This window comes from Kurthia sp. FSL E2-0154 (assembly GCF_038003625.1).
Taxonomy (GTDB): Bacteria; Bacillota; Bacilli; order Bacillales_A; family Planococcaceae; genus Kurthia; species Kurthia gibsonii.
In genome coordinates, this window is sequence record NZ_JBBOPO010000001.1 from 2,445,546 (window position 1) to 2,464,959 (window position 19,414).

General features: G+C 39.7%; 27 protein-coding genes. All 27 read right to left on the bottom strand.

Annotated elements, in window-relative coordinates; genetic code table 11:
* Window positions 1-19: 19 nt before the first annotated feature.
* Window positions 20-1,306, bottom strand: a complete 1,287-nt coding sequence (secY, locus tag MHB75_RS12165) for a preprotein translocase subunit SecY (RefSeq protein WP_068450162.1) — start codon at window positions 1,304-1,306, stop codon at window positions 20-22.
* On the bottom strand, window positions 1,306-1,746 hold the full coding sequence (gene rplO / locus MHB75_RS12170) for a 50S ribosomal protein L15 (protein WP_068450160.1): 441 nt from the start codon (window positions 1,744-1,746) through the stop codon (window positions 1,306-1,308). The genes secY and rplO overlap by 1 nt, the downstream gene beginning before the upstream one ends.
* 36 nt (window positions 1,747-1,782) lie before the next feature.
* Window positions 1,783-1,965 (bottom strand): 50S ribosomal protein L30, encoded by a 183-nt coding sequence (gene rpmD, locus MHB75_RS12175; RefSeq protein WP_141274712.1) that lies wholly within the window; start codon window positions 1,963-1,965, stop codon window positions 1,783-1,785.
* Between the two features lie 15 nt (window positions 1,966-1,980).
* Window positions 1,981-2,484, bottom strand: a complete 504-nt coding sequence (rpsE, locus tag MHB75_RS12180) for a 30S ribosomal protein S5 (protein WP_068450156.1) — start codon at window positions 2,482-2,484, stop codon at window positions 1,981-1,983.
* 21 nt (window positions 2,485-2,505) lie between these two features.
* Entirely contained in the window at window positions 2,506-2,865 is a 360-nt protein-coding gene (gene rplR, locus MHB75_RS12185; protein ID WP_068450154.1) for a 50S ribosomal protein L18, read from the bottom strand.
* A 33-nt stretch (window positions 2,866-2,898) separates the two neighbouring features.
* Window positions 2,899-3,438, bottom strand: a complete 540-nt coding sequence (gene rplF, locus MHB75_RS12190) for a 50S ribosomal protein L6 (protein ID WP_068450152.1) — start codon at window positions 3,436-3,438, stop codon at window positions 2,899-2,901.
* 32 nt (window positions 3,439-3,470) lie between these two features.
* Window positions 3,471-3,869, bottom strand: coding sequence for a 30S ribosomal protein S8 (gene rpsH / locus MHB75_RS12195; RefSeq protein WP_068450150.1), 399 nt, complete (start codon window positions 3,867-3,869; stop codon window positions 3,471-3,473).
* A 30-nt stretch (window positions 3,870-3,899) separates the two neighbouring features.
* Window positions 3,900-4,085, bottom strand: coding sequence for a type Z 30S ribosomal protein S14 (locus tag MHB75_RS12200; RefSeq protein WP_068450148.1), 186 nt, complete (start codon window positions 4,083-4,085; stop codon window positions 3,900-3,902).
* 16 nt (window positions 4,086-4,101) lie between these two features.
* Window positions 4,102-4,641, bottom strand: coding sequence for a 50S ribosomal protein L5 (gene rplE, locus MHB75_RS12205; protein WP_068450146.1), 540 nt, complete (start codon window positions 4,639-4,641; stop codon window positions 4,102-4,104).
* 24 nt (window positions 4,642-4,665) lie between these two features.
* On the bottom strand, window positions 4,666-4,974 hold the full coding sequence (rplX, locus tag MHB75_RS12210) for a 50S ribosomal protein L24 (protein ID WP_068450144.1): 309 nt from the start codon (window positions 4,972-4,974) through the stop codon (window positions 4,666-4,668).
* Between the two features lie 34 nt (window positions 4,975-5,008).
* Window positions 5,009-5,377, bottom strand: a complete 369-nt coding sequence (gene rplN / locus MHB75_RS12215) for a 50S ribosomal protein L14 (protein WP_068450143.1) — start codon at window positions 5,375-5,377, stop codon at window positions 5,009-5,011.
* A gap of 39 nt (window positions 5,378-5,416) precedes the next feature.
* A complete protein-coding gene (gene rpsQ, locus MHB75_RS12220; RefSeq protein ID WP_141274711.1) occupies window positions 5,417-5,680 on the bottom strand; it encodes a 30S ribosomal protein S17 in 264 nt (87 codons plus the stop codon).
* 22 nt (window positions 5,681-5,702) lie between these two features.
* Window positions 5,703-5,900, bottom strand: coding sequence for a 50S ribosomal protein L29 (gene rpmC / locus MHB75_RS12225; protein ID WP_068450139.1), 198 nt, complete (start codon window positions 5,898-5,900; stop codon window positions 5,703-5,705).
* On the bottom strand, window positions 5,890-6,324 hold the full coding sequence (rplP, locus tag MHB75_RS12230) for a 50S ribosomal protein L16 (protein WP_068450137.1): 435 nt from the start codon (window positions 6,322-6,324) through the stop codon (window positions 5,890-5,892). The genes rpmC and rplP overlap by 11 nt, the downstream gene beginning before the upstream one ends.
* Window positions 6,325-6,326: 2 nt before the next feature.
* Complete coding sequence (rpsC, locus tag MHB75_RS12235) at window positions 6,327-6,983, bottom strand: 30S ribosomal protein S3 (protein ID WP_068450135.1); 657 nt, start codon at window positions 6,981-6,983, stop codon at window positions 6,327-6,329.
* Window positions 6,984-6,986: 3 nt separating this feature from the next.
* Entirely contained in the window at window positions 6,987-7,331 is a 345-nt protein-coding gene (gene rplV, locus MHB75_RS12240) for a 50S ribosomal protein L22 (RefSeq protein WP_068450132.1), read from the bottom strand.
* 22 nt (window positions 7,332-7,353) lie between these two features.
* Complete coding sequence (gene rpsS / locus MHB75_RS12245) at window positions 7,354-7,635, bottom strand: 30S ribosomal protein S19 (RefSeq protein ID WP_068450130.1); 282 nt, start codon at window positions 7,633-7,635, stop codon at window positions 7,354-7,356.
* Between the two features lie 60 nt (window positions 7,636-7,695).
* On the bottom strand, window positions 7,696-8,526 hold the full coding sequence (gene rplB, locus MHB75_RS12250) for a 50S ribosomal protein L2 (RefSeq protein WP_068450128.1): 831 nt from the start codon (window positions 8,524-8,526) through the stop codon (window positions 7,696-7,698).
* Window positions 8,527-8,559: 33 nt separating this feature from the next.
* Window positions 8,560-8,838 carry a 50S ribosomal protein L23 gene (gene rplW / locus MHB75_RS12255; protein ID WP_068450125.1) on the bottom strand — a complete coding sequence of 93 codons (279 nt, stop codon included), beginning with the start codon at window positions 8,836-8,838 and terminating at the stop codon, window positions 8,560-8,562.
* Complete coding sequence (gene rplD, locus MHB75_RS12260) at window positions 8,838-9,461, bottom strand: 50S ribosomal protein L4 (RefSeq protein ID WP_068450123.1); 624 nt, start codon at window positions 9,459-9,461, stop codon at window positions 8,838-8,840. The genes rplW and rplD overlap by 1 nt, the downstream gene beginning before the upstream one ends.
* A 26-nt stretch (window positions 9,462-9,487) precedes the next feature.
* On the bottom strand, window positions 9,488-10,117 hold the full coding sequence (rplC, locus tag MHB75_RS12265; RefSeq protein ID WP_068450120.1) for a 50S ribosomal protein L3: 630 nt from the start codon (window positions 10,115-10,117) through the stop codon (window positions 9,488-9,490).
* Between the two features lie 48 nt (window positions 10,118-10,165).
* A complete protein-coding gene (gene rpsJ / locus MHB75_RS12270) occupies window positions 10,166-10,474 on the bottom strand; it encodes a 30S ribosomal protein S10 (RefSeq protein WP_029500598.1) in 309 nt (102 codons plus the stop codon).
* Window positions 10,475-10,858: 384 nt separating this feature from the next.
* The gene (gene tuf / locus MHB75_RS12275) at window positions 10,859-12,046 is read right to left on the bottom strand and encodes an elongation factor Tu (protein WP_340997998.1); all 1,188 of its coding nucleotides are present in this window, start codon (window positions 12,044-12,046) and stop codon (window positions 10,859-10,861) included.
* A 142-nt stretch (window positions 12,047-12,188) separates the two neighbouring features.
* Entirely contained in the window at window positions 12,189-14,270 is a 2,082-nt protein-coding gene (gene fusA, locus MHB75_RS12280) for an elongation factor G (RefSeq protein WP_340997999.1), read from the bottom strand.
* A gap of 42 nt (window positions 14,271-14,312) precedes the next feature.
* On the bottom strand, window positions 14,313-14,783 hold the full coding sequence (gene rpsG / locus MHB75_RS12285) for a 30S ribosomal protein S7 (RefSeq protein ID WP_066790941.1): 471 nt from the start codon (window positions 14,781-14,783) through the stop codon (window positions 14,313-14,315).
* Window positions 14,784-14,820: 37 nt separating this feature from the next.
* Window positions 14,821-15,240 (bottom strand): 30S ribosomal protein S12, encoded by a 420-nt coding sequence (gene rpsL / locus MHB75_RS12290; RefSeq protein ID WP_068450113.1) that lies wholly within the window; start codon window positions 15,238-15,240, stop codon window positions 14,821-14,823.
* Window positions 15,241-15,688: 448 nt separating this feature from the next.
* Window positions 15,689-19,288 (bottom strand): DNA-directed RNA polymerase subunit beta', encoded by a 3,600-nt coding sequence (rpoC, locus tag MHB75_RS12295; RefSeq protein WP_340998004.1) that lies wholly within the window; start codon window positions 19,286-19,288, stop codon window positions 15,689-15,691.
* Window positions 19,289-19,414: the final 126 nt, after the last annotated feature.

The following is a 19,414-nucleotide window of genomic DNA, read 5'->3' on the forward strand; positions in this document are numbered from 1 at the left end:
CGCCCCTGAAAACCAACTTTTATTTCATAAAACCTTTGTAGTGACGCTTTACTAATTGAGATTCAAGTTGTTTCATTGTTTCGAGTGCAACACCCACAACGATGATTAAACTTGTACCGCCAATTTGAGCCGACTGCGGAAGATTAGCGATATTTACGAATAAAATCGGTAAAATTGCCACAACTGACAGATAAATAGCCCCAACAAAAGTTAAGCGATATAAGACACTTGTTAAATAACTTTCAGTACTTTTACCTGGGCGAATACCCGGAATATAAGCACCTTGTTTTTTCAAGTTGTCCGCTACTTTTTCCGGATTCACTTGTACGAAAGCATAGAAGTACGTAAATGCAACAATCAATGCAACGTAGATAATCATACCAACTGGTTTTGAATAATCAAAAGTGTTTTGGATAAAGATAGCTACTTTCCCATCACCGAAGAAACTAGCCAATGTTCTAGGTGTTACGATGAACGCAACCGCAAAGATTACTGGAATAACGCCGGCAGCGTTAACTTTCAATGGTAAATGAGATTGTTGTGCTCCACGATTAGCACTTGTGCCTTTTGCATATTGAATTGGAATTTTACGATCCGCTTGTTGGAAGTAAATGATTCCGACAATAATAAGAAGAGCTGCAAGAGCAATCAGTACGACTTTGATAATGTTGATGAACATTTGATCACCAGCATTTTCAAATTCTTGAGCATATATTTGGTTCACTGTTGTTGGTAAAGCAGCTACGATACCTGCGAAGATAATGATTGAAACACCATTACCAACACCTTTATCAGTAATTTGCTCACCTAACCATAAAAGGAATGCTGTACCAGCAGTTAACACAATAGCAATTGTAAAGTAAGTTAGGAAACCTTCACCTTGAATCAATTCCCCACCGTACATACGGTTGAAACCGTACGACATAGCGATTGATTGGATGAATGCAAGAATAATAGCAAAGTAACGAGTAAATTGCGCACTCTTCTTACGTCCTGCCTCACCTTGTTTTGACCACTCTGTAAACTTCTTAACAACGTCCATTTGCAACAGTTGCACGATGATTGATGCCGTAATATAAGGCATAATCCCCATCGCAAAGATTGAGAAGTTTTGTAAAGCTCCTCCACCGAAAGTATTTAAAAAGCCGACAAGACTATATTGGTCTGTTTGCTTTAATACGTCAGCGTTCACATTTGGCACTGGCACAAATGTTCCAATACGGAACACTACCAGCATCAAAAGTGTAAAGATGATTTTATTTCGAATATCTCTCACACGTAAAAAGCTCGAGATTGTCTGAAACATTAAATCACCTCAATGTTCCCGCCCGCATTTTCGATTGCTTCTTTTGCTGAAGCTGAGAATTTGTGGGCTTTAATAGAAAGCTTTTTATCAAGTGATCCATTACCTAGGATTTTGATACCAGATTTTTCATTGCCTACAACACCAGATTCGATAAGTAAAGCTGGTGTAACTTCTGTACCTTCTTCAAAACGGTTTAACGCATCAAGGTTCACGATAGCGAACTCTTTACGGTTAATGTTTGTGAAGCCGCGTTTTGGTAAACGACGGAATAAAGGGTTTTGACCACCTTCAAAGCCCGGACGAACGCCGCCGCCAGAACGTGCTTTTTGACCTTTATGACCACGACCAGAAGTTTTACCGTTACCAGTCGCGATACCACGACCTACACGGTTACGTTCTTTACGTGAACCAGCAGTTGGTTGTAACTCATGAAGTTTCATTATTAGATGGCACCTCCTTATATATAGAATAATGTATTATTTTTCAACAACAGTTACTAAGTGAGCAACTTTTGCAATCGCACCGCGAACAGCAACGTTATCGTTGTGTTCAACAGTTTGATTCATTTTGCGTAAACCTAGAGCTTGTGCAGTTGCACGTTGACCTGGTTTAGCGCCAATTAGGCTTTTTGTTAGGGTAACTTCTAATTTGTTTGCCATAGTCATTTCCCTCCCTTAACCTAATAACTCTTCTACTGATTTACCACGAAGTTTTGCAACTTCTTCAGCGTGTTTAAGTTCTGTTAAACCTTTAATAGTCGCACGTACCATGTTGATTGGTGTGTTTGAACCTAAAGATTTTGAAAGAATGTCCGTAATACCAGCTAACTCTAATACAGCACGCACTGGACCACCAGCGATAACTCCTGTACCAGGAGCAGCAGGTTTGATCATGATGTTTCCTGCACCGAATTTACCAATTACTAAATGAGGTGTAGTACCACCAACACGTGGAACTTCCACTAGGTTTTTCTTCGCATCTTCAACAGCTTTACGAATAGCATCAGGTACTTCTTGAGCTTTACCTGTACCAAAACCAACATGGCCATTGCGGTCTCCTACTACTACTAATGCAGTAAAACGGAAACGACGTCCACCTTTAACAACTTTAGCTACGCGGTTGATTGTAACAACGCGTTCTTCAAGTTCTAGTTTGTTTGCGTCAATAATGTGACCCATGAAATGTGTACCTCCTTCTTATTAAAATTCTAAACCGTTTTCGCGAGCAGCTTCAGCTAAAGCTTTTACGCGTCCGTGGTATAAGTAACCGCCGCGGTCAAATACAACAGCTTTGATGTTTTTTTCTGCAGCTTTTTTAGCGATAGTTTCACCAATTTTAGATGCAGCTTCTACGTTCCCTGCAGAACCTTCGAAACCTTTATCCATTGTTGAAGCTGAAACTAATGTTACGCCTTGAGAATCGTCGATGATTTGAGCGTAAATGTTTTTATTAGAACGGTACACGTTTAAACGAGGACGTTGTGTAGTACCAGAAATTTTTGAACGTACGCGTGCATGACGTTTTTTACGAACTTGATTCTTATCTTGTTTCGTAATCACAAAAGGTCACTCCTTTCTAATGCTTATGCAGCATTATTTACCTGTTTTACCTTCTTTACGACGAACGTATTCGCCTTCGTAACGGATCCCTTTACCTTTGTAAGGCTCTGGAGGACGAACGTCACGGATGTTAGATGCAAGAGCACCAACTTTTTCTTTTGAAATACCTTTAACGATAACTTTTGTGTTAGAAGGTACTTCAACTTCAACACCGTCTTCTGGTGTAAACTCAACTGGGTGAGAATAACCAACGTTAAGTACTAGTTTTTTGCCTTGTAATTGAGCACGGTAACCTACACCGATTAATTCTAATGATTTAGAGAATCCTTCAGATACACCAGTTACCATGTTAGCAAGTAACGCACGAGTTGTACCGTGGTTAGTACGGTGCTCTTTAGATTCAGAAGGGCGAGTGATTGTAATCACGTTACCTTCTTGTTCGATTTTCATATCTTTGTGGAAAGAACGAACTAATTCGCCTTTTGGACCTTTAACAGTTGCTACGTTGTTTGCATCTACTGATACAGTAACACCTGCAGGTACCTCGATTGGTTTTTTACCTACGCGAGACATTTAATGTTGCACCTCCATTCATTTGTTGCTTATTACCAAACGTATGCTAAAACTTCGCCGCCAACTTTTTGAGCGCGAGCTTCTTTATCTGTTAATAAACCGTTTGAAGTAGAAACTAAAGCGATCCCTAGACCGTTTAATACTTTAGGTAATTCTTCAGTTTTAGCGTAAACGCGTAAACCCGGTTTAGAAATACGTTTTAAACCTGTAATAACACGTTCGTTATTTTGACCGTATTTTAAGAAGATACGGATAATTCCTTGTTTGTCATCTTCAACATACTCTACATCACGTACAAAACCTTCACGCTTTAAAATTTCAGCGATCTCTTTTTTGATATTAGAAGCTGGAAGCTCTAATTTTTCGTGACGAACCATGTTCGCGTTACGTACGCGAGTTAGCATGTCAGCGATTGGATCTGTCATTGTCATTACATTTACCTCCTTCCCAATATTAGGGGATTACCAGCTGGCTTTTTTCACGCCAGGAATTTGTCCCTTGTAAGCAAGTTCTCGGAAACAAATACGGCAAAGTTTAAATTTGCGGTATACAGAGTGTGGACGGCCACAGCGTTCACAGCGAGTATATTCTTGTACTTTGAATTTAGAACCGCGTTGTTGCTTGATGATCATAGATTTTTTTGCCACGATCTCGCCTCCCTTATTATTTTTGGAATGGCATACCGAATTGTGTTAACAACTCGCGAGCTTCTTCGTCAGAGTTCGCAGTAGTAACGATAACGATATCCATACCGCGTACTTTTGATACTTTATCATAGTCGATTTCTGGGAAAATTAATTGTTCTTTCACACCAAGAGTGTAGTTACCGCGACCGTCGAATGCTTTTTTAGAAACACCGTGGAAGTCACGTACACGTGGTAATGAAACAGCGATTAATTTATCTAAGAAGTCATACATACGCTCTCCACGTAATGTAACTTTTGCACCGATTGGCATACCTTCACGTAGACGGAAGCCAGCGATTGATTTTTTCGCTTTTGTGATAACTGGTTTTTGACCAGTGATTAAAGCTAATTCTTCAACAGCAGAGTCAAGAACTTTAGAGTTTTGAACAGCGTCACCAACACCCATGTTAACAACGATTTTCTCAACTTTTGGTACTTGCATTACTGATGTATATTCAAATTTGCTCATTAGAGCAGATGATACTTCATTTACAAATTTGTCTTTTAGGCGGCTCATTTGTATACCTCCTCTCTATTACTATTAGTCGATTACTTTACCTGATTTTTTTGAAACACGAACTTTTTTGCCATCTTCCATTTTGTAACCTACGCGAGTCGGCTCGCCAGTTTTCGGATCGATTAACATTACGTTCGATACGTGAATTGCAGCTTCTTGGCTTACAATTCCACCTTGTGGATTTAGTTGGTTAGGCTTAACGTGTTTTTTAACGATGTTAACACCTTCAACTAAAACGCGATCTTTTTTCGGGAATGCAGATAGGATAACGCCTTCTTTGCCTTTATCTTTACCTGTAATCACTTTTACTTTATCGCCTTTTTTAACGTGCATTTGTCGCACCTCCTTGATGGCTACTTTCATGTAATTAAAGAACTTCCGGAGCTAATGAAACGATTTTCATGTAGTTGCTATCACGTAGTTCACGAGCAACTGGTCCGAAAATACGAGTTCCACGTGGTGACTTGTCATCACGGATGATTACGCATGCGTTCTCATCGAATTTGATGTAAGTACCGTCTTTACGACGTGCACCGCTCTTAGTACGAACGATTACAGCTTTAACTACTTCGCCTTTCTTGACAACGCCACCTGGTGTTGCTTTCTTAACTGTACAAACAATAACATCACCGATATTAGCAGTTTTACGGCCAGAACCACCAAGTACTTTAATTGTAAGTACTTCTTTAGCACCTGAGTTGTCGGCAACTTTCAAACGACTTTCTTGTTGAATCACTTAGGTTACCTCCCTTCGGATCGAGTGTTCCGAAATTATTTAGATAATAACCGCTTTTTCTACAACTTCAACTAAACGGAAACGTTTAGTAGCTGATAGCGGACGAGTTTCCATAATGCGTACGATATCTCCAACTTTTGCTATGTTGTTTTCATCATGCGCTTTGAACTTTTTAGAGTATTTTACACGTTTACCGTAAAGTGAGTGTTTCTTGTATGTTTCAACGACTACTGTGATCGTTTTATCCATTTTGTCAGAAACAACACGGCCTGTGTAAACTTTGCGTTGGTTACGCTCAGACATGCTTGCAAACCTCCTTTATCAGTTAATTAGCACTGATTTCTCTTTGACGAATAACAGTTTTCATACGAGCGATAGTTTTACGTACCTCACGAATGCGAGCTGTGTTTTCTAATTGACCAGTCGCTAATTGGAAGCGAAGGTTGAAAAGCTCTTCTTTCAGTGATTTTACTTGATCTTCAATTTCAACACTTGTAAGTTCACGAATTTCATTAGCTTTCATTAGATTCACCACCAATTTCTTCACGTTTAACAACTTTACACTTAACAGGTAACTTATGAGATGCTAAGCGAAGTGCTTCACGAGCGACTTCTTCCGAAACCCCACCGATTTCAAACATTACACGGCCTGGTTTTACAACTGCTACCCAACCTTCAGGAGCACCTTTACCAGAACCCATACGTACTTCTAGAGGCTTTTTAGTGTAAGGTTTGTGTGGGAAGATGTTAATCCATACTTTACCACCACGTTTTGTATAACGTGTCATTGCAATACGGGCTGCTTCAATTTGACGGTTAGTGATCCAGCTAGCTGATTGAGCTTGTAAACCGAATTCACCGAATGTTACTGTAGTACCGCCTTTTGCTTGGCCACGCATTTTACCACGGTGTACACGACGGTATTTAACGCGTTTTGGCAATAACATAATTATTTGCCTCCTTCCACAGAGTTCTTCTTAGTTGGAAGTACTTCTCCACGGTAGATCCATACTTTAACACCTAACTTACCATAAGTAGTGTCAGCTTCAGCGTGAGCATAATCGATGTCAGCGCGAAGTGTATGAAGTGGAACAGTTCCTTCACTGTAGTGCTCAGCACGAGCGATATCAGCGCCACCTAGACGACCAGATACTTGAGTTTTGATACCTTTAGCACCTGCACGCATAGTGCGTTGAATTGTTTGTTTTTGTGCACGACGGAATGATACACGGTTTTCTAATTGGCGAGCGATGTTCTCAGCAACTAGTTTTGCATCAAGATCTGCACGTTTAATTTCAACGATGTTGATGTGTACGCGTTTGCCAGTCATAGCGTTAAGGTTTTTACGAAGTGCTTCAACTTCAGTACCACCCTTACCGATAACCATACCTGGTTTCGCTGTACTAATTGTAATGTTAATTCTGTTAGCAGCACGTTCAATTTCTACTTTAGAAACTGATGCTTCTTTTAAAGTTTTTTCAATGTAATTACGTACTTTGATATCTTCGTGAAGTAATGTTGCGTAGTCTTTCTCAGCGTACCAGCGAGATTCCCAATCACGAATGACACCTACACGTAAACCTATTGGATGTACTTTTTGACCCACGTATTATCCCTCCTTCTTCTCAGATACCACTAGAGTAATGTGGCTTGTACGTTTGTTGATCGCACTTGCACGACCTTGTGCGCGTGGACGGAAACGTTTTAATGTTGGACCTTCGTCTACGAATACTTCAGAAACGATTAGGCTGTTTACATCTAAATCATAGTTGTGCTCTGCATTAGCGATTGCTGAGTTTAAAACTTTCTCTACTACAGGAGAAGCTGCTTTAGGAGTATGTTTTAAAATAGCGATTGCTTCGCCAACTTGCTTGCCTCTAATTAAGTCTACTACTAGACGTACCTTACGAGGAGCAATGCGAACTGTGCGAGCGATTGCTTTAGCTTGTTGCATTAGGATTAACCTCCCCTCTTAATTAGCGTACTGATGTTCTCTTATCATCTGCACCGTGACCTTTATAAGTACGTGTTGGTGCGAATTCGCCAAGTTTATGACCTACCATATCTTCAGTCACGTATACAGGCACATGTTTGCGTCCATCATATACTGCGATTGTTAATCCGATAAAGTTCGGGAAGATTGTAGAGCGGCGAGACCAAGTTTTAATAACTTGTTTTTTTTCTGAATCTTGTTGAGCTTCAACCTTAGTCATTAAGTGAGCGTCAACAAAAGGTCCTTTTTTCAAGCTACGACCCATTTTGGAACCTCCCTCCGTGATTCCACCACGGTTCGACCATTGAACCGTAGTTTAACCACTTTATTTTTTACGACGACGAATAATAAGCTTGTCAGATTTTGCTTTTTTGTTACGAGTTTTGTAACCAAGTGCTGGTTTACCCCATGGAGTCATTGGTGACTTACGTCCAACTGGAGCTTTACCTTCACCACCACCGTGTGGGTGATCGTTAGGGTTCATTACAGAACCACGTACAGTTGGGCGTTTACCCATCCAACGTTTACGTCCAGCTTTACCAATGTGGATAAGTTCGTGTTGTTCGTTACCTACAGCACCGATTGTAGCGCGGCATGTAGCAAGAATCATACGTACTTCACCAGATTGTAAGCGTACAATTACATACTTACCTTCTTTACCAAGTACTTGAGCTGAAGTACCTGCAGAACGTACTAATTGTCCACCTTTACCAGGTTTCATTTCGATATTGTGGATTGTTGTACCCATTGGGATATTTGTTAATGGTAACGCGTTACCAACTTTAATATCAACATCTGGACCTGAAACAACTTCCATACCTACTTTAAGACCTTTTGGTGCTAAGATATAGCGTTTTTCACCATCAGCATAGTTAATTAATGCGATGTTAGCAGATCGGTTTGGATCATACTCAATAGTAGCGACTTTACCTGGGATACCGTCTTTGATACGTTTGAAATCAATGATACGGTATTGGCGTTTGTGTCCACCACCATTATGACGAACAGTGATTTTACCCTGGTTGTTACGACCAGCTTTGCGTTTTGTAGACTCTAATAATGATTTTTCTGGCTTATTAGTAGTGATTTCAGCAAAGTCCGATGAAGTCATGTTACGACGTCCATTAGTGGTAGGTTTATACTTTTTAATCGCCATGTGTTTTCCCTCCTTTAAAAATGTCTATTCGAATTACATTTCGAATAATTCGATTTCGCCTTCAGCTAGTGTTACAACAGCTTTACGACGTTTGTTTGTTAAACCAGTGTAGCGGCCAACGCGTTTCTTTTTACCTTTGTAGTTCATGATGTTTACTTTCTCAACTTTAACTCCAAAGATTGTTTCAACAGCGTTTTTTACTTCTGTTTTGTTGGCACGAGTGTCAACTTCGAAAGTGTATTTTTGTTCTGCCATTTGTTCTGAAGAAAGCTCAGTAATGACAGGACGTTTTAAAATGTCACGTGCTTCCATTAACCAAGCACCTCCTCAATTTTTTCTACAGCAGATTTAGTCATTACAACTTGGTTATGACCAACTAGGTCAAGAACGTTGATGCCTTCAGCTGTTAATACTGTTACACCTGGAATATTACGAGCAGCAAGTGCTACGTTTTCTTCCACATCAGCAGTTACGAATAAAGCTTTAGATTCGATTTTAAGATCTGAAAGAACTTGTACGAAATCTTTAGTTTTAGGTGCTGCTAATGTTAATGCGTCTAATACTACTAATTCAGTATCTGCAACTTTTGCTGATAATACTGATTTAAGAGCTAAACGACGAACTTTTTTAGGAAGTTTGTATGCATAGCTACGTGGTGTTGGACCGAATACGATACCACCGCCGCGCCATTGTGGAGAACGGATTGAACCTTGGCGAGCACGACCAGTACCCTTTTGACGCCATGGTTTACGACCACCACCTGCAACTTCAGAACGATTTTTTACTTTGTGTGTACCTTGACGTAGTGAAGCGCGTTGAGCGATTACTGCATCAAATACAACTGATTCATTTGGTTCGATTCCGAAGATCGCATCGTTTAATTCGATTTCGCCTACAGAAGAACCTGTTTGACTAAGTACATTAACTTTTGTCATTCCTGTTTCCTCCTTTCTTCGGAAAATTAGTTACCTTTAATAGCAGATTTAACTGTTACTAATGATTTTTTAGAACCAGGAACATTACCTTTTACTAAAATAAGGTTACGTTCAGCATCCACTTTAACGATTGTTAAGTTTTGGATTGTTACTACTGTACCACCCATTTGACCAGGTAATTTCTTTTGTTTGAACACGCGGTTCGGAGCAACTGGACCCATTGAACCAGGACGACGGTGGTAACGAGAACCATGTGACATAGGTCCACGAGATTGTCCGTGGCGTTTGATAACACCTTGGAAACCTTTACCTTTAGTAACACCTGTTACATCTACTACATCGCCTTCTGCGAAACTATCAACTTTGACTTCTTGACCAATTTCGTACTCAGCTAAGTTTGCATTGCGAATTTCGCGAATGAAGCGCTTAGGAGCAGTGTTTGCTTTAGCTACGTGCCCTTGTTCAGGTTTGTTAGAAAGCTTTGCACGCTTATCTTCGAAACCTAATTGAATTGCTTCGTAACCATCAGTATCAACTGTTTTCTTTTGAAGAACTACGTTTGGAGTAGCTTCGATTACAGTTACTGGAATTAGATCGCCATTCTCTGCAAAAACTTGCGTCATACCGATTTTTCTACCTAAGATTCCTTTAGTCATTTAGTCGCACCTCCTGTAAGATTTAAAATATTATTTTTATTTTTACCATTAAAGTTTGATTTCAATATCAACGCCAGATGGTAAATCAAGTTTCATTAACGCATCAACAGTTTGTGGTGTTGGGTTAACGATATCGATCAGACGTTTATGTGTACGCATTTCGAATTGTTCACGAGAATCTTTGTACTTATGAACCGCACGTAAGATAGTGTAAACTGATTTTTCAGTTGGTAGTGGAATCGGACCTGATACACCAGCACCTGAACGTTTAGCAGTTTCAACAATTTTCTCAGCCGATTGATCAAGAATTCTGTGATCATATGCTTTTAAACGGATACGAATCTTTTGTTTTGCCATTATTTTCCCTCCCTTTTCGCCTATTTCCTAGACAATTCTCCACGAAAATTTTCCGAGCACTCGCCATGGCAATGCGGCCGGGTGTGTCGGTAACCTCTCGCTTCATCGCAGTCAAAGACCAACATTCAATATTATACATAATAATATCGCAATGTGCAAGTCGTTTCAGGAAAATATTTTATATGTAACTCGTTTCCCTTATTTCTTCACGCGTTCGGTCTTTACAACGCTTTATAGTATATAAAATTATGAACTCAATTTCAATTGTTAACTGTATATTTTTAAAAAATCTTTTGATCTTATTTAACAATAGCTAAAAGAAAAACCCAAGGAGTGCGCACTCCTTGGGTTTTATTACAGTATAACATTCTTCAATAGAAGAAATTATTTTTGGATTGAAGCTACAACGCCAGCGCCTACTGTACGGCCACCTTCACGGATTGAGAACTTAGTACCATCTTCGATAGCGATTGGGTGAATTAATTCAACATCCATTTCAACGTTATCGCCAGGCATTACCATTTCAACGCCTTCTGGAAGAGTGATAACACCAGTTACATCAGTTGTACGGAAGTAGAACTGAGGACGGTAGTTAGAGAAGAATGGAGTGTGACGTCCACCCTCTTCTTTTGATAATACATAAACTTCAGCTTTGAAGTTTGTGTGTGGAGTGATTGAACCTGGTTTAGCTAATACTTGACCACGTTGGATATCTTCACGAGAAACACCACGTAATAAAGCACCGATGTTATCGCCAGCTTCAGCGTAATCTAATAATTTACGGAACATTTCAACACCAGTTACAGTTGTTTGAGCAGTTTCTTCAGCGATACCTACGATATCGATTACGTCGCCGACTTTAACTTGACCACGTTCAACACGACCAGTTGCAACTGTACCACGACCTGTGATAGAGAATACATCCTCTACAGGCATCATGAATGGTTTGTCAGTTTGACGTTCTGGAGTTGGGATGTAAGAATCAACAGCGTCCATTAATTCAATGATTGCTTCTTCCCATTTTTCTTCGCCTTCTAAAGCTTTAAGAGCAGAACCTTTGATTACAGGAACTTCGTCGCCTGGGAAATCGTATTCTGATAATAAGTCACGAACTTCCATTTCAACTAATTCTAGTAATTCTTCGTCGTCTACCATATCGCATTTGTTTAAGAATACAACTAGGTATGGAACACCTACTTGACGAGATAAAAGGATGTGTTCACGAGTTTGTGGCATTGGACCATCAGCAGCAGATACTACTAAGATACCGCCGTCCATTTGTGCAGCACCAGTGATCATGTTTTTAACATAGTCAGCGTGTCCTGGGCAGTCAACGTGAGCGTAGTGACGTTTTTCAGTTTCGTACTCGATGTGAGAAGTGTTGATTGTGATACCGCGCTCTTTTTCTTCTGGAGCGTTATCGATTTGATCGTAAGATTTAGCTTCTCCACCCATTTTTTTAGAAAGAACTGTAGCGATTGCAGCAGTTAATGTAGTTTTACCATGGTCAACGTGTCCGATTGTACCAATGTTAGCATGTGTTTTAGAACGGTCGAATTTTTCTTTAGCCATTTTAAATGTGCCTCCTAGGGTTTGTAATTTAGTTTATAGTCATAATTTATTGAAGGGGCAGGGCCCTACCCCATAATAAATCATAGCTTACATAGTTATTTATACTTGATAACAGTAGAAAATTCAATTAAAAATAATTGAATTATTCACCTTTGTGTTTCTTGATGATTTCTTCAGAAACTGATTTTGGTACTTCTTCGTAGTGGTCAAATACCATTGAGAATGTACCGCGACCTTGTGTAGCTGAACGTAAAGTTGTTGCATAACCAAACATTTCAGCAAGTGGAACCATTGCACGAACAACTTGTGCGTTACCGCGAGCTTCCATACCCTCAACGCGTCCGCGACGAGCAGTAATGTTACCCATGATATCACCAAGGTATTCTTCTGGCATTACAACTTCTACTTTCATAACTGGTTCTAAAAGAACTGGGTTACAAACAGTTGCTGCTTTTTTAACTGCAAGAGATGCAGCCACTTTGAAGGCCATTTCGTTTGAATCGACATCATGGTAAGAACCATCGTATAACTTAGCTTTAACGTCAATTACTGGGAATCCAGCTAATACACCGTTTGCTAATGAATCTCTTAAACCAGCTTCGATTGCAGGGATGTATTCACGTGGAACAACACCACCAACGATTGCGTTTTCGAATTCGAAACCTTTACCTTCTTCATTTGGAGTGAACTCAACCCATACGTCACCGTATTGACCGCGACCACCTGATTGACGAGTGAATTTACCTTGAACTTGAGCTGATGAACGGAAAGTTTCACGGTAAGAAACTTGTGGAGCACCAACATTAGCTTCAACGCGGAATTCTCGCTTCATACGATCAACTAAGATATCTAAGTGAAGTTCACCCATACCAGAGATGATTGTTTGTCCTGTTTCAGGATCAGTATGTGCACGGAAAGTTGGATCTTCTTCTTGAAGTTTTTGTAAGGCTTGACCCATTTTATCTTGGTCAGCTTTTGATTTTGGTTCTACAGAAAGTGAGATTACTGGCTCAGGGAATTCCATAGACTCAAGAATTACTAAAGCTTTTTCATCACATAAAGTATCACCAGTAGTTGTAACTTTTAAACCTACAGCTGCTGCGATATCGCCTGCGTAAACGCGTTCGATTTCTTCACGTGAGTTTGCGTGCATTTGTAGGATACGACCTACACGTTCACGCTTACCTTTAGATGAGTTTTGTACGTAAGAACCTGATTCTAAGATACCTGAGTACACACGGAAGAAAGTTAATTTACCAACATAAGGGTCAGTCATAACTTTGAACGCTAGTGCAGCGAATGGCTCTTCATCAGATGAATGACGTACGATTTCTTCTTCGCCGTCAACAGATGTACCAGTAATAGCAGCTACGTCTGTTGGAGCTGGTAAGTAGTCAATTACTGCATCAAGCATTAATTGAACACCTTTGTTTTTGAATGCTGTACCACATACTACTGGGTAGAATTCAACAGATAGAGTTGCTTTACGGATACCCGCTTTTAACTCTTCAGTTGTAATTTCTTCGCCTGCGAAGTATTTTTCCATTAGCTCTTCGTCTAATTCAGCAACAGCTTCGATTAATTTTTCGCGGTATTCTTCAGCTTGAGCTTTGTATTCCTCAGGAATTTCTTTCACTTCAGCGTTAGAACCGTCGTCACCTTCTTTGTAGAATGTAGCGTTCATTTCTACAAGGTCGATGATTGCGTTGAACTCATCTTCAGCACCGATTGGTAACTGAATTGGGTGAGCATTTGCTTCTAAACGTTCTTTAAGAGTTCCTACAGAGTATAGGAAGTTTGCACCGATTTTATCCATTTTGTTAATAAATACGATACGTGGTACACCGTATGTTGTAGCTTGACGCCATACAGTTTCAGTTTGTGGCTCTACACCTGATTGAGCATCAAGTACAGTTACAGCACCATCAAGTACACGAAGAGAACGTTCAACTTCTACAGTGAAGTCTACGTGTCCTGGTGTATCAATGATGTTTATGCGGTGGCCTTTCCATTGAGCTGTTGTCGCGGCAGAAGTGATTGTGATACCACGTTCTTGCTCTTGCTCCATCCAGTCCATTTGAGAAGCACCTTCGTGAGTTTCACCGATTTTGTGAATCTTACCAGTGTAATAAAGGATACGCTCTGTAGTTGTTGTTTTACCAGCATCGATGTGAGCCATGATTCCGATATTACGAGTGTTCTCTAGTGAGAATTCTCTAGTCATGCGGTATTTCTCCTTCCATAATGGATTAAGATATTTTTAATATTACCAACGGTAGTGAGCGAACGCTTTGTTTGCTTCTGCCATTTTGTGCATATCTTCGCGTTTTTTAACTGACGCACCAGTGTTGTTAGAAGCGTCTAAAATTTCGTTAGCAAGACGTTCTTCCATTGTTTTTTCGCCACGAAGACGAGAGTAGTTTACTAGGTAACGAAGACCAAGAGTTGTACGACGTTCTGGACGTACTTCTACTGGTACTTGGTAGTTAGCACCACCAACACGACGAGCGCGTACTTCAAGTACAGGCATTACGTTGTTAAGTGCAGCATCAAATACTTCTAGTGGATCTTGACCTGAGCGTTCTTTTACTAATTCGAAAGCTCCGTATAAGATTTTTTGAGAAGTACCTCTTTTACCATCTACCATCATTTTATTGATTAAACGAGTTACTAGTTTTGAATTATAAATTGGATCTGGTAACACGTCACGTTTGGAAACAGGACCTTTACGAGGCATGTGTTTTCCTCCTTTCAGCTATATAGCTCAATGTAAATTATTTTTTCTCTTTAGGTTTTTTAGCACCGTATAATGAACGTGATTGCATACGTCCTTGTACAGCAGCAGTATCAAGCGCACCACGTACGATGTGGTAACGAACACCAGGTAAATCCTTTACGCGTCCGCCACGGATAAGAACAACACTGTGCTCTTGTAAGTTGTGACCTTCACCAGGGATATAAGCGTTAACTTCGATTTGGTTAGTTAAACGCACACGAGCGTACTTACGTAACGCTGAGTTAGGTTTTTTAGGTGTCATTGTACCAACACGTGTACAAACACCACGTTTTTGTGGTGAGTTAACGTTTGTTAACGCTTTGTCAAAGCTGTTATAGCCTTTGTTTAGTGCTGGTGAGTTTGATTTCTTACTTTTGGATTGACGAGGCTTACGTACTAATTGGTTAATTGTAGGCATCGATTCTTCCTCCTCTCATTGATTGTGTTTTAAATCCACACATCCAGGTGGTTCATTTTAGGGTAAAAAACAAAGCTTTCGCATGATCAGTGCAAAAACTACCATCAATACTAATATCGCTTGCCACATGTTCAAATAATAAAATTCTCTACTAGCTTAGCTGCCAGTTCAAATGCAACGGGAACACCAATATATGTGCTACTAGTCGCACCGCATGCGTGGCCATTCGATCGTATACATTTAGAGGTTCATTATCCTCATACATGACCAACAAATATTAACTATTGTTCGTTTTAAACCAGACTGTTGATTTTTCCGTGAGAAAATTTTCATATCCTCCGAAATGATAGACAGACAACTATCAACCTAAAATATATTATCATTCTCAAAACAACGTGTCAACCCAAAATAAAAAATCGAGGGAGATTTCTCCCTCGATTTTCATCAGTTATTCAGCAGAAACTGCTTCTTCTGATTTTTGCTCGTCTTCACCAGCAATTTGGATTTGACGGTAGCGTTGCATACCTGTACCAGCAGGAATCAACTTACCAAGGATAACGTTCTCTTTAAGTCCTAATAACTCATCGCGTTTTCCTTTGATTGCAGCATCTGTAAGAACACGAGTTGTTTCTTGGAATGATGCAGCAGATAAGAATGATTCTGTTTCAAGTGATGCTTTTGTAATACCAAGAATCACTGGTGTACATGTAGCAGGTAGTTTACCTTCTTTAAGAACAGTTTTGTTTGCATCATAGAATTGGTGAACATCTAGAAGTGAACCAGGTAATAAATCAGTATCACCAGCTTCGATTACGCGTACTTTGCGTAGCATTTGACGAACCATTACTTCAATGTGTTTATCGCCAATTTCTACCCCTTGCATACGGTAAACTTTTTGTACTTCTTTTAATAGATATTCTTCTACAGTTGAAACATCTGTTACTTTGATTAATTGTTTTGGATCAATTGAACCCTCTGTTAATACTTGACCATGAACAACTTCATCGTTTACTTGTACTTTTAAACGTGCATTGTATGGTGCTAAATATTTACGTGATTCAATTGGGCTTGTTACCGTAATTTCTTTTTGACCTTCACGAATTTCCTCAATATCAGAAACAACACCAGTGATTTCACTGATTACTGCTTGACCTTTTGGATTACGTGCTTCAAAAATCTCTTGGATACGAGGAAGACCTTGTGTGATATCGGCACCGGCAACCCCACCAGTATGGAATGTACGCATTGTTAACTGTGTACCTGGCTCACCGATTGATTGAGCTGCGATTGTACCAACAGCTTCGCCAACTTCAACTTTATCTCCTGTAGCTAAGTTCATACCGTAACATTTTTTACATACGCCGTGACGTGTGTTACATGTAAATGCAGAACGAATTGTAACTTCTTCGATTCCAGCATCAATAATTACGCGAGCTAACTCTTGCGTAATTAATTCGTTACGCGCAACGATTACTTCTTTTGTTTCTGGGTGACGAATTGTTTTCTTCGCATAACGACCGATAATACGCTCGTCTAATGCTTCGATAATTTCAGAGCCCTCTTTTAATGAAGTAATTGTTAAACCACGGTCAGTACCGCAATCATCTTCACGTACGATTACATCTTGCGCTACGTCAACTAGACGACGAGTAAGGTAACCTGAATCGGCTGTTTTAAGTGCGGTATCGGCAAGACCTTTACGCGCACCATGAGTCGAGATGAAGTACTCTAATACGGTTAAACCTTCACGGAATGATGATTTGATTGGTAACTCGATGATACGACCAGATGGGTTTGCCATCAGACCACGCATACCAGCTAACTGTGTAAAGTTAGATGCGTTACCACGGGCACCAGAGTCACTCATCATAAAGATTGGGTTTTCAGCTGGTAAAGATTTCATCAGACGTGCTTGAATTTCGTCTTTTGCAGCACCCCAGAATGAAATAACGCGATCATATCGCTCTTCTTCTGTGATTAAACCACGACGGAATTGTTTTTGTACTTTATCTACTTGTTCTTGCGCATGATGTAAAATTTCACCTTTGTCTGGTAATACGATGATATCTGAGATACCGATTGAAATACCAGCTTTAGTAGAATATTTGAATCCTAAGTCTTTCATACGGTCTAACATAACAGATGTTTCTGTAATGTGATAACGTGCAAAGACTTCCGCAATAACATTACCTAAGAATTTCTTTGTAAATGGTTTTATTACATCTGTATTTTCGAAGTATTCTTTTACATTTGTATTCGTTGGTAAGAAGAAGTGATCTGGTGTTTCTAATAAGTTATCATTTGATGGTTCATTAATATATGGGAAGTTCTCATCAAGAATTTCGTTGAAAATAATTTTACCAACAGTTGTAACTAATAGTTTACCATTCTGTTCTTCTGTAAATGTTTTATTATTTAAAGATGATGCTTTAATTGCTACACGTGTATGCAGATGTACTTCAGTGTTTTGGTAAGCTACCATTACTTCTTCAGCATCTGTAAATACTGTACCTTCACCAGGTGCACCTTTACGTTCTAAAGTTAGGTAGTAGTTACCTAATACCATATCTTGAGAAGGCGTTACAACTGGCTTACCATCTTTAGGGTTCAAGATGTTTTGAGCAGCTAACATTAATAGACGAGCTTCTGCTTGCGCTTCTGCTGAAAGTGGTACATGGACCGCCATTTGGTCACCGTCGAAGTCAGCATTGTAAGCTGTACATACTAACGGATGAAGACGAATCGCTTTACCTTCAATTAATGTTGGTTCGAATGCTTGGATACCTAAACGGTGAAGCGTTGGCGCTCGGTTTAGTAATACTGGGTGCTCGCGAATGATTTCTTCTAAAACATCCCATACATCTTCATGCATACGTTCAATTTTACGTTTTGCAGATTTAATGTTGTGCGCTAAACCACGCTCAACTAATTCTTTCATTAGGAAAGGTTTGAATAGCTCGATTGCCATACCTTTTGGTAAACCACATTGGTACATTTTTAAAGATGGACCAACTACGATTACTGAACGACCAGAGTAGTCAACACGTTTACCAAGTAAGTTTTGACGGAAACGACCTTGTTTACCTTTTAACATATGTGAAAGTGATTTTAATGGACGGTTACCAGGACCTGTAACAGGACGGCCACGACGACCATTATCGATTAATGCATCTACCGCTTCTTGTAACATACGTTTTTCGTTTTGTACGATGATGCCAGGAGCACCAAGGTCTAATAAACGTTTTAAACGGTTATTACGGTTGATTACACGACGATATAAATCGTTTAAATCTGAAGTCGCAAAACGACCACCATCAAGTTGTACCATTGGACGTAATTCTGGTGGAATTACAGGTAGTACATCTAAAATCATCCATTCAGGACGGTTACCTGAGTGACGGAACGATTCAACTACTTCAAGACGTTTAATCGCACGTGTACGGCGTTGACCTTGAGCAGTTTTTAATTCTTCTTTTAACATTTCTGTTTCTTTATCAAGATCGATTTCACGTAAAAGGTCTTTAATCGCTTCAGCACCCATTGATGCTTTGAATGTTGAACCGAACTTTTCACGATAAGCACGATACTCTTTTTCAGAAAGTAATTGTTTTTTCTCTAAAGGTGTATCAGCTGAATCGATTACTACGTAAGAAGCAAAGTAGATAACTTCTTCTAGTGCACGAGGTGACATGTCTAAAATTAGACCCATACGAGATGGAATACCTTTAAAGTACCAAATGTGTGATACAGATGCTGCTAATTCGATGTGACCCATACGTTCACGACGAACTTTAGCGCGTGTTACTTCTACGCCACAACGGTCACAAACTACACCTTTATAGCGAACGCGTTTGTATTTACCACAATGACATTCCCAGTCCTTTGTAGGTCCGAAAATACGCTCACAGAATAAACCATCTTTTTCTGGTTTTAGTGTGCGGTAGTTGATTGTTTCAGGTTTTTTTACTTCTCCATAAGACCATGAGCGGATTTTATCTGGTGAAGCTAAACCGATTTTCATATACTCAAAATTATTAACGTCTATCAAGGAGCCTACCTCCCTTTATTCTGAAGTCTATTTGACTTATAAATTAGCTCGACGATTGATTTTTATAGATAAATTGGAATTAGGACAAGCCCAAAAAGAGCCTGTCCATCTTCCACAAAAATACTC

Bases quoted from the DNA above. Each gene is read 5' to 3' on its own strand.
- secY (WP_068450162.1), bottom strand. From the start codon at position 1,306: ATGTTTCAGACAATCTCGAGCTTTTTACGTGTGAGAGATATTCGAAAT.
- rplO (WP_068450160.1), bottom strand. From the start codon at position 1,746: ATGAAACTTCATGAGTTACAACCAACTGCTGGTTCACGTAAAGAACGT.
- rpmD (WP_141274712.1), bottom strand. From the start codon at position 1,965: ATGGCAAACAAATTAGAAGTTACCCTAACAAAAAGCCTAATTGGCGCT.
- rpsE (WP_068450156.1), bottom strand. From the start codon at position 2,484: ATGGGTCACATTATTGACGCAAACAAACTAGAACTTGAAGAACGCGTT.
- rplF (WP_068450152.1), bottom strand. From the start codon at position 3,438: ATGTCTCGCGTAGGTAAAAAACCAATCGAGGTACCTGCAGGTGTTACT.
- rpsH (WP_068450150.1), bottom strand. From the start codon at position 3,869: ATGACAATGACAGATCCAATCGCTGACATGCTAACTCGCGTACGTAAC.
- rplE (WP_068450146.1), bottom strand. From the start codon at position 4,641: ATGAGCCGCCTAAAAGACAAATTTGTAAATGAAGTATCATCTGCTCTA.
- rplX (WP_068450144.1), bottom strand. From the start codon at position 4,974: ATGCACGTTAAAAAAGGCGATAAAGTAAAAGTGATTACAGGTAAAGAT.
- rpsQ (WP_141274711.1), bottom strand. From the start codon at position 5,680: ATGTCTGAGCGTAACCAACGCAAAGTTTACACAGGCCGTGTTGTTTCT.
- rpmC (WP_068450139.1), bottom strand. From the start codon at position 5,900: ATGAAAGCTAATGAAATTCGTGAACTTACAAGTGTTGAAATTGAAGAT.
- rplP (WP_068450137.1), bottom strand. From the start codon at position 6,324: ATGTTATTGCCAAAACGCGTTAAATACCGTCGTGTACACCGTGGTAAA.
- rplV (WP_068450132.1), bottom strand. From the start codon at position 7,331: ATGCAACAAGCTAAAGCAATCGCTCGCACAGTTCGCATTGCTCCTCGT.
- rpsS (WP_068450130.1), bottom strand. From the start codon at position 7,635: ATGGGTCGTAGCTTGAAAAAAGGACCTTTTGTTGACGCTCACTTAATG.
- rplB (WP_068450128.1), bottom strand. From the start codon at position 8,526: ATGGCGATTAAAAAGTATAAACCTACCACTAATGGACGTCGTAACATG.
- rplW (WP_068450125.1), bottom strand. From the start codon at position 8,838: ATGGAAGCACGTGACATTTTAAAACGTCCTGTCATTACTGAGCTTTCT.
- rplD (WP_068450123.1), bottom strand. From the start codon at position 9,461: ATGACAAAAGTTAATGTACTTAGTCAAACAGGTTCTTCTGTAGGCGAA.
- rplC (WP_068450120.1), bottom strand. From the start codon at position 10,117: ATGACTAAAGGAATCTTAGGTAGAAAAATCGGTATGACGCAAGTTTTT.
- rpsJ (WP_029500598.1), bottom strand. From the start codon at position 10,474: ATGGCAAAACAAAAGATTCGTATCCGTTTAAAAGCATATGATCACAGA.
- tuf (WP_340997998.1), bottom strand. From the start codon at position 12,046: ATGGCTAAAGAAAAATTCGACCGTTCTAAAACACATGCTAACATTGGT.
- fusA (WP_340997999.1), bottom strand. From the start codon at position 14,270: ATGACTAGAGAATTCTCACTAGAGAACACTCGTAATATCGGAATCATG.
- rpsG (WP_066790941.1), bottom strand. From the start codon at position 14,783: ATGCCTCGTAAAGGTCCTGTTTCCAAACGTGACGTGTTACCAGATCCA.
- rpsL (WP_068450113.1), bottom strand. From the start codon at position 15,240: ATGCCTACAATTAACCAATTAGTACGTAAGCCTCGTCAATCCAAAAGT.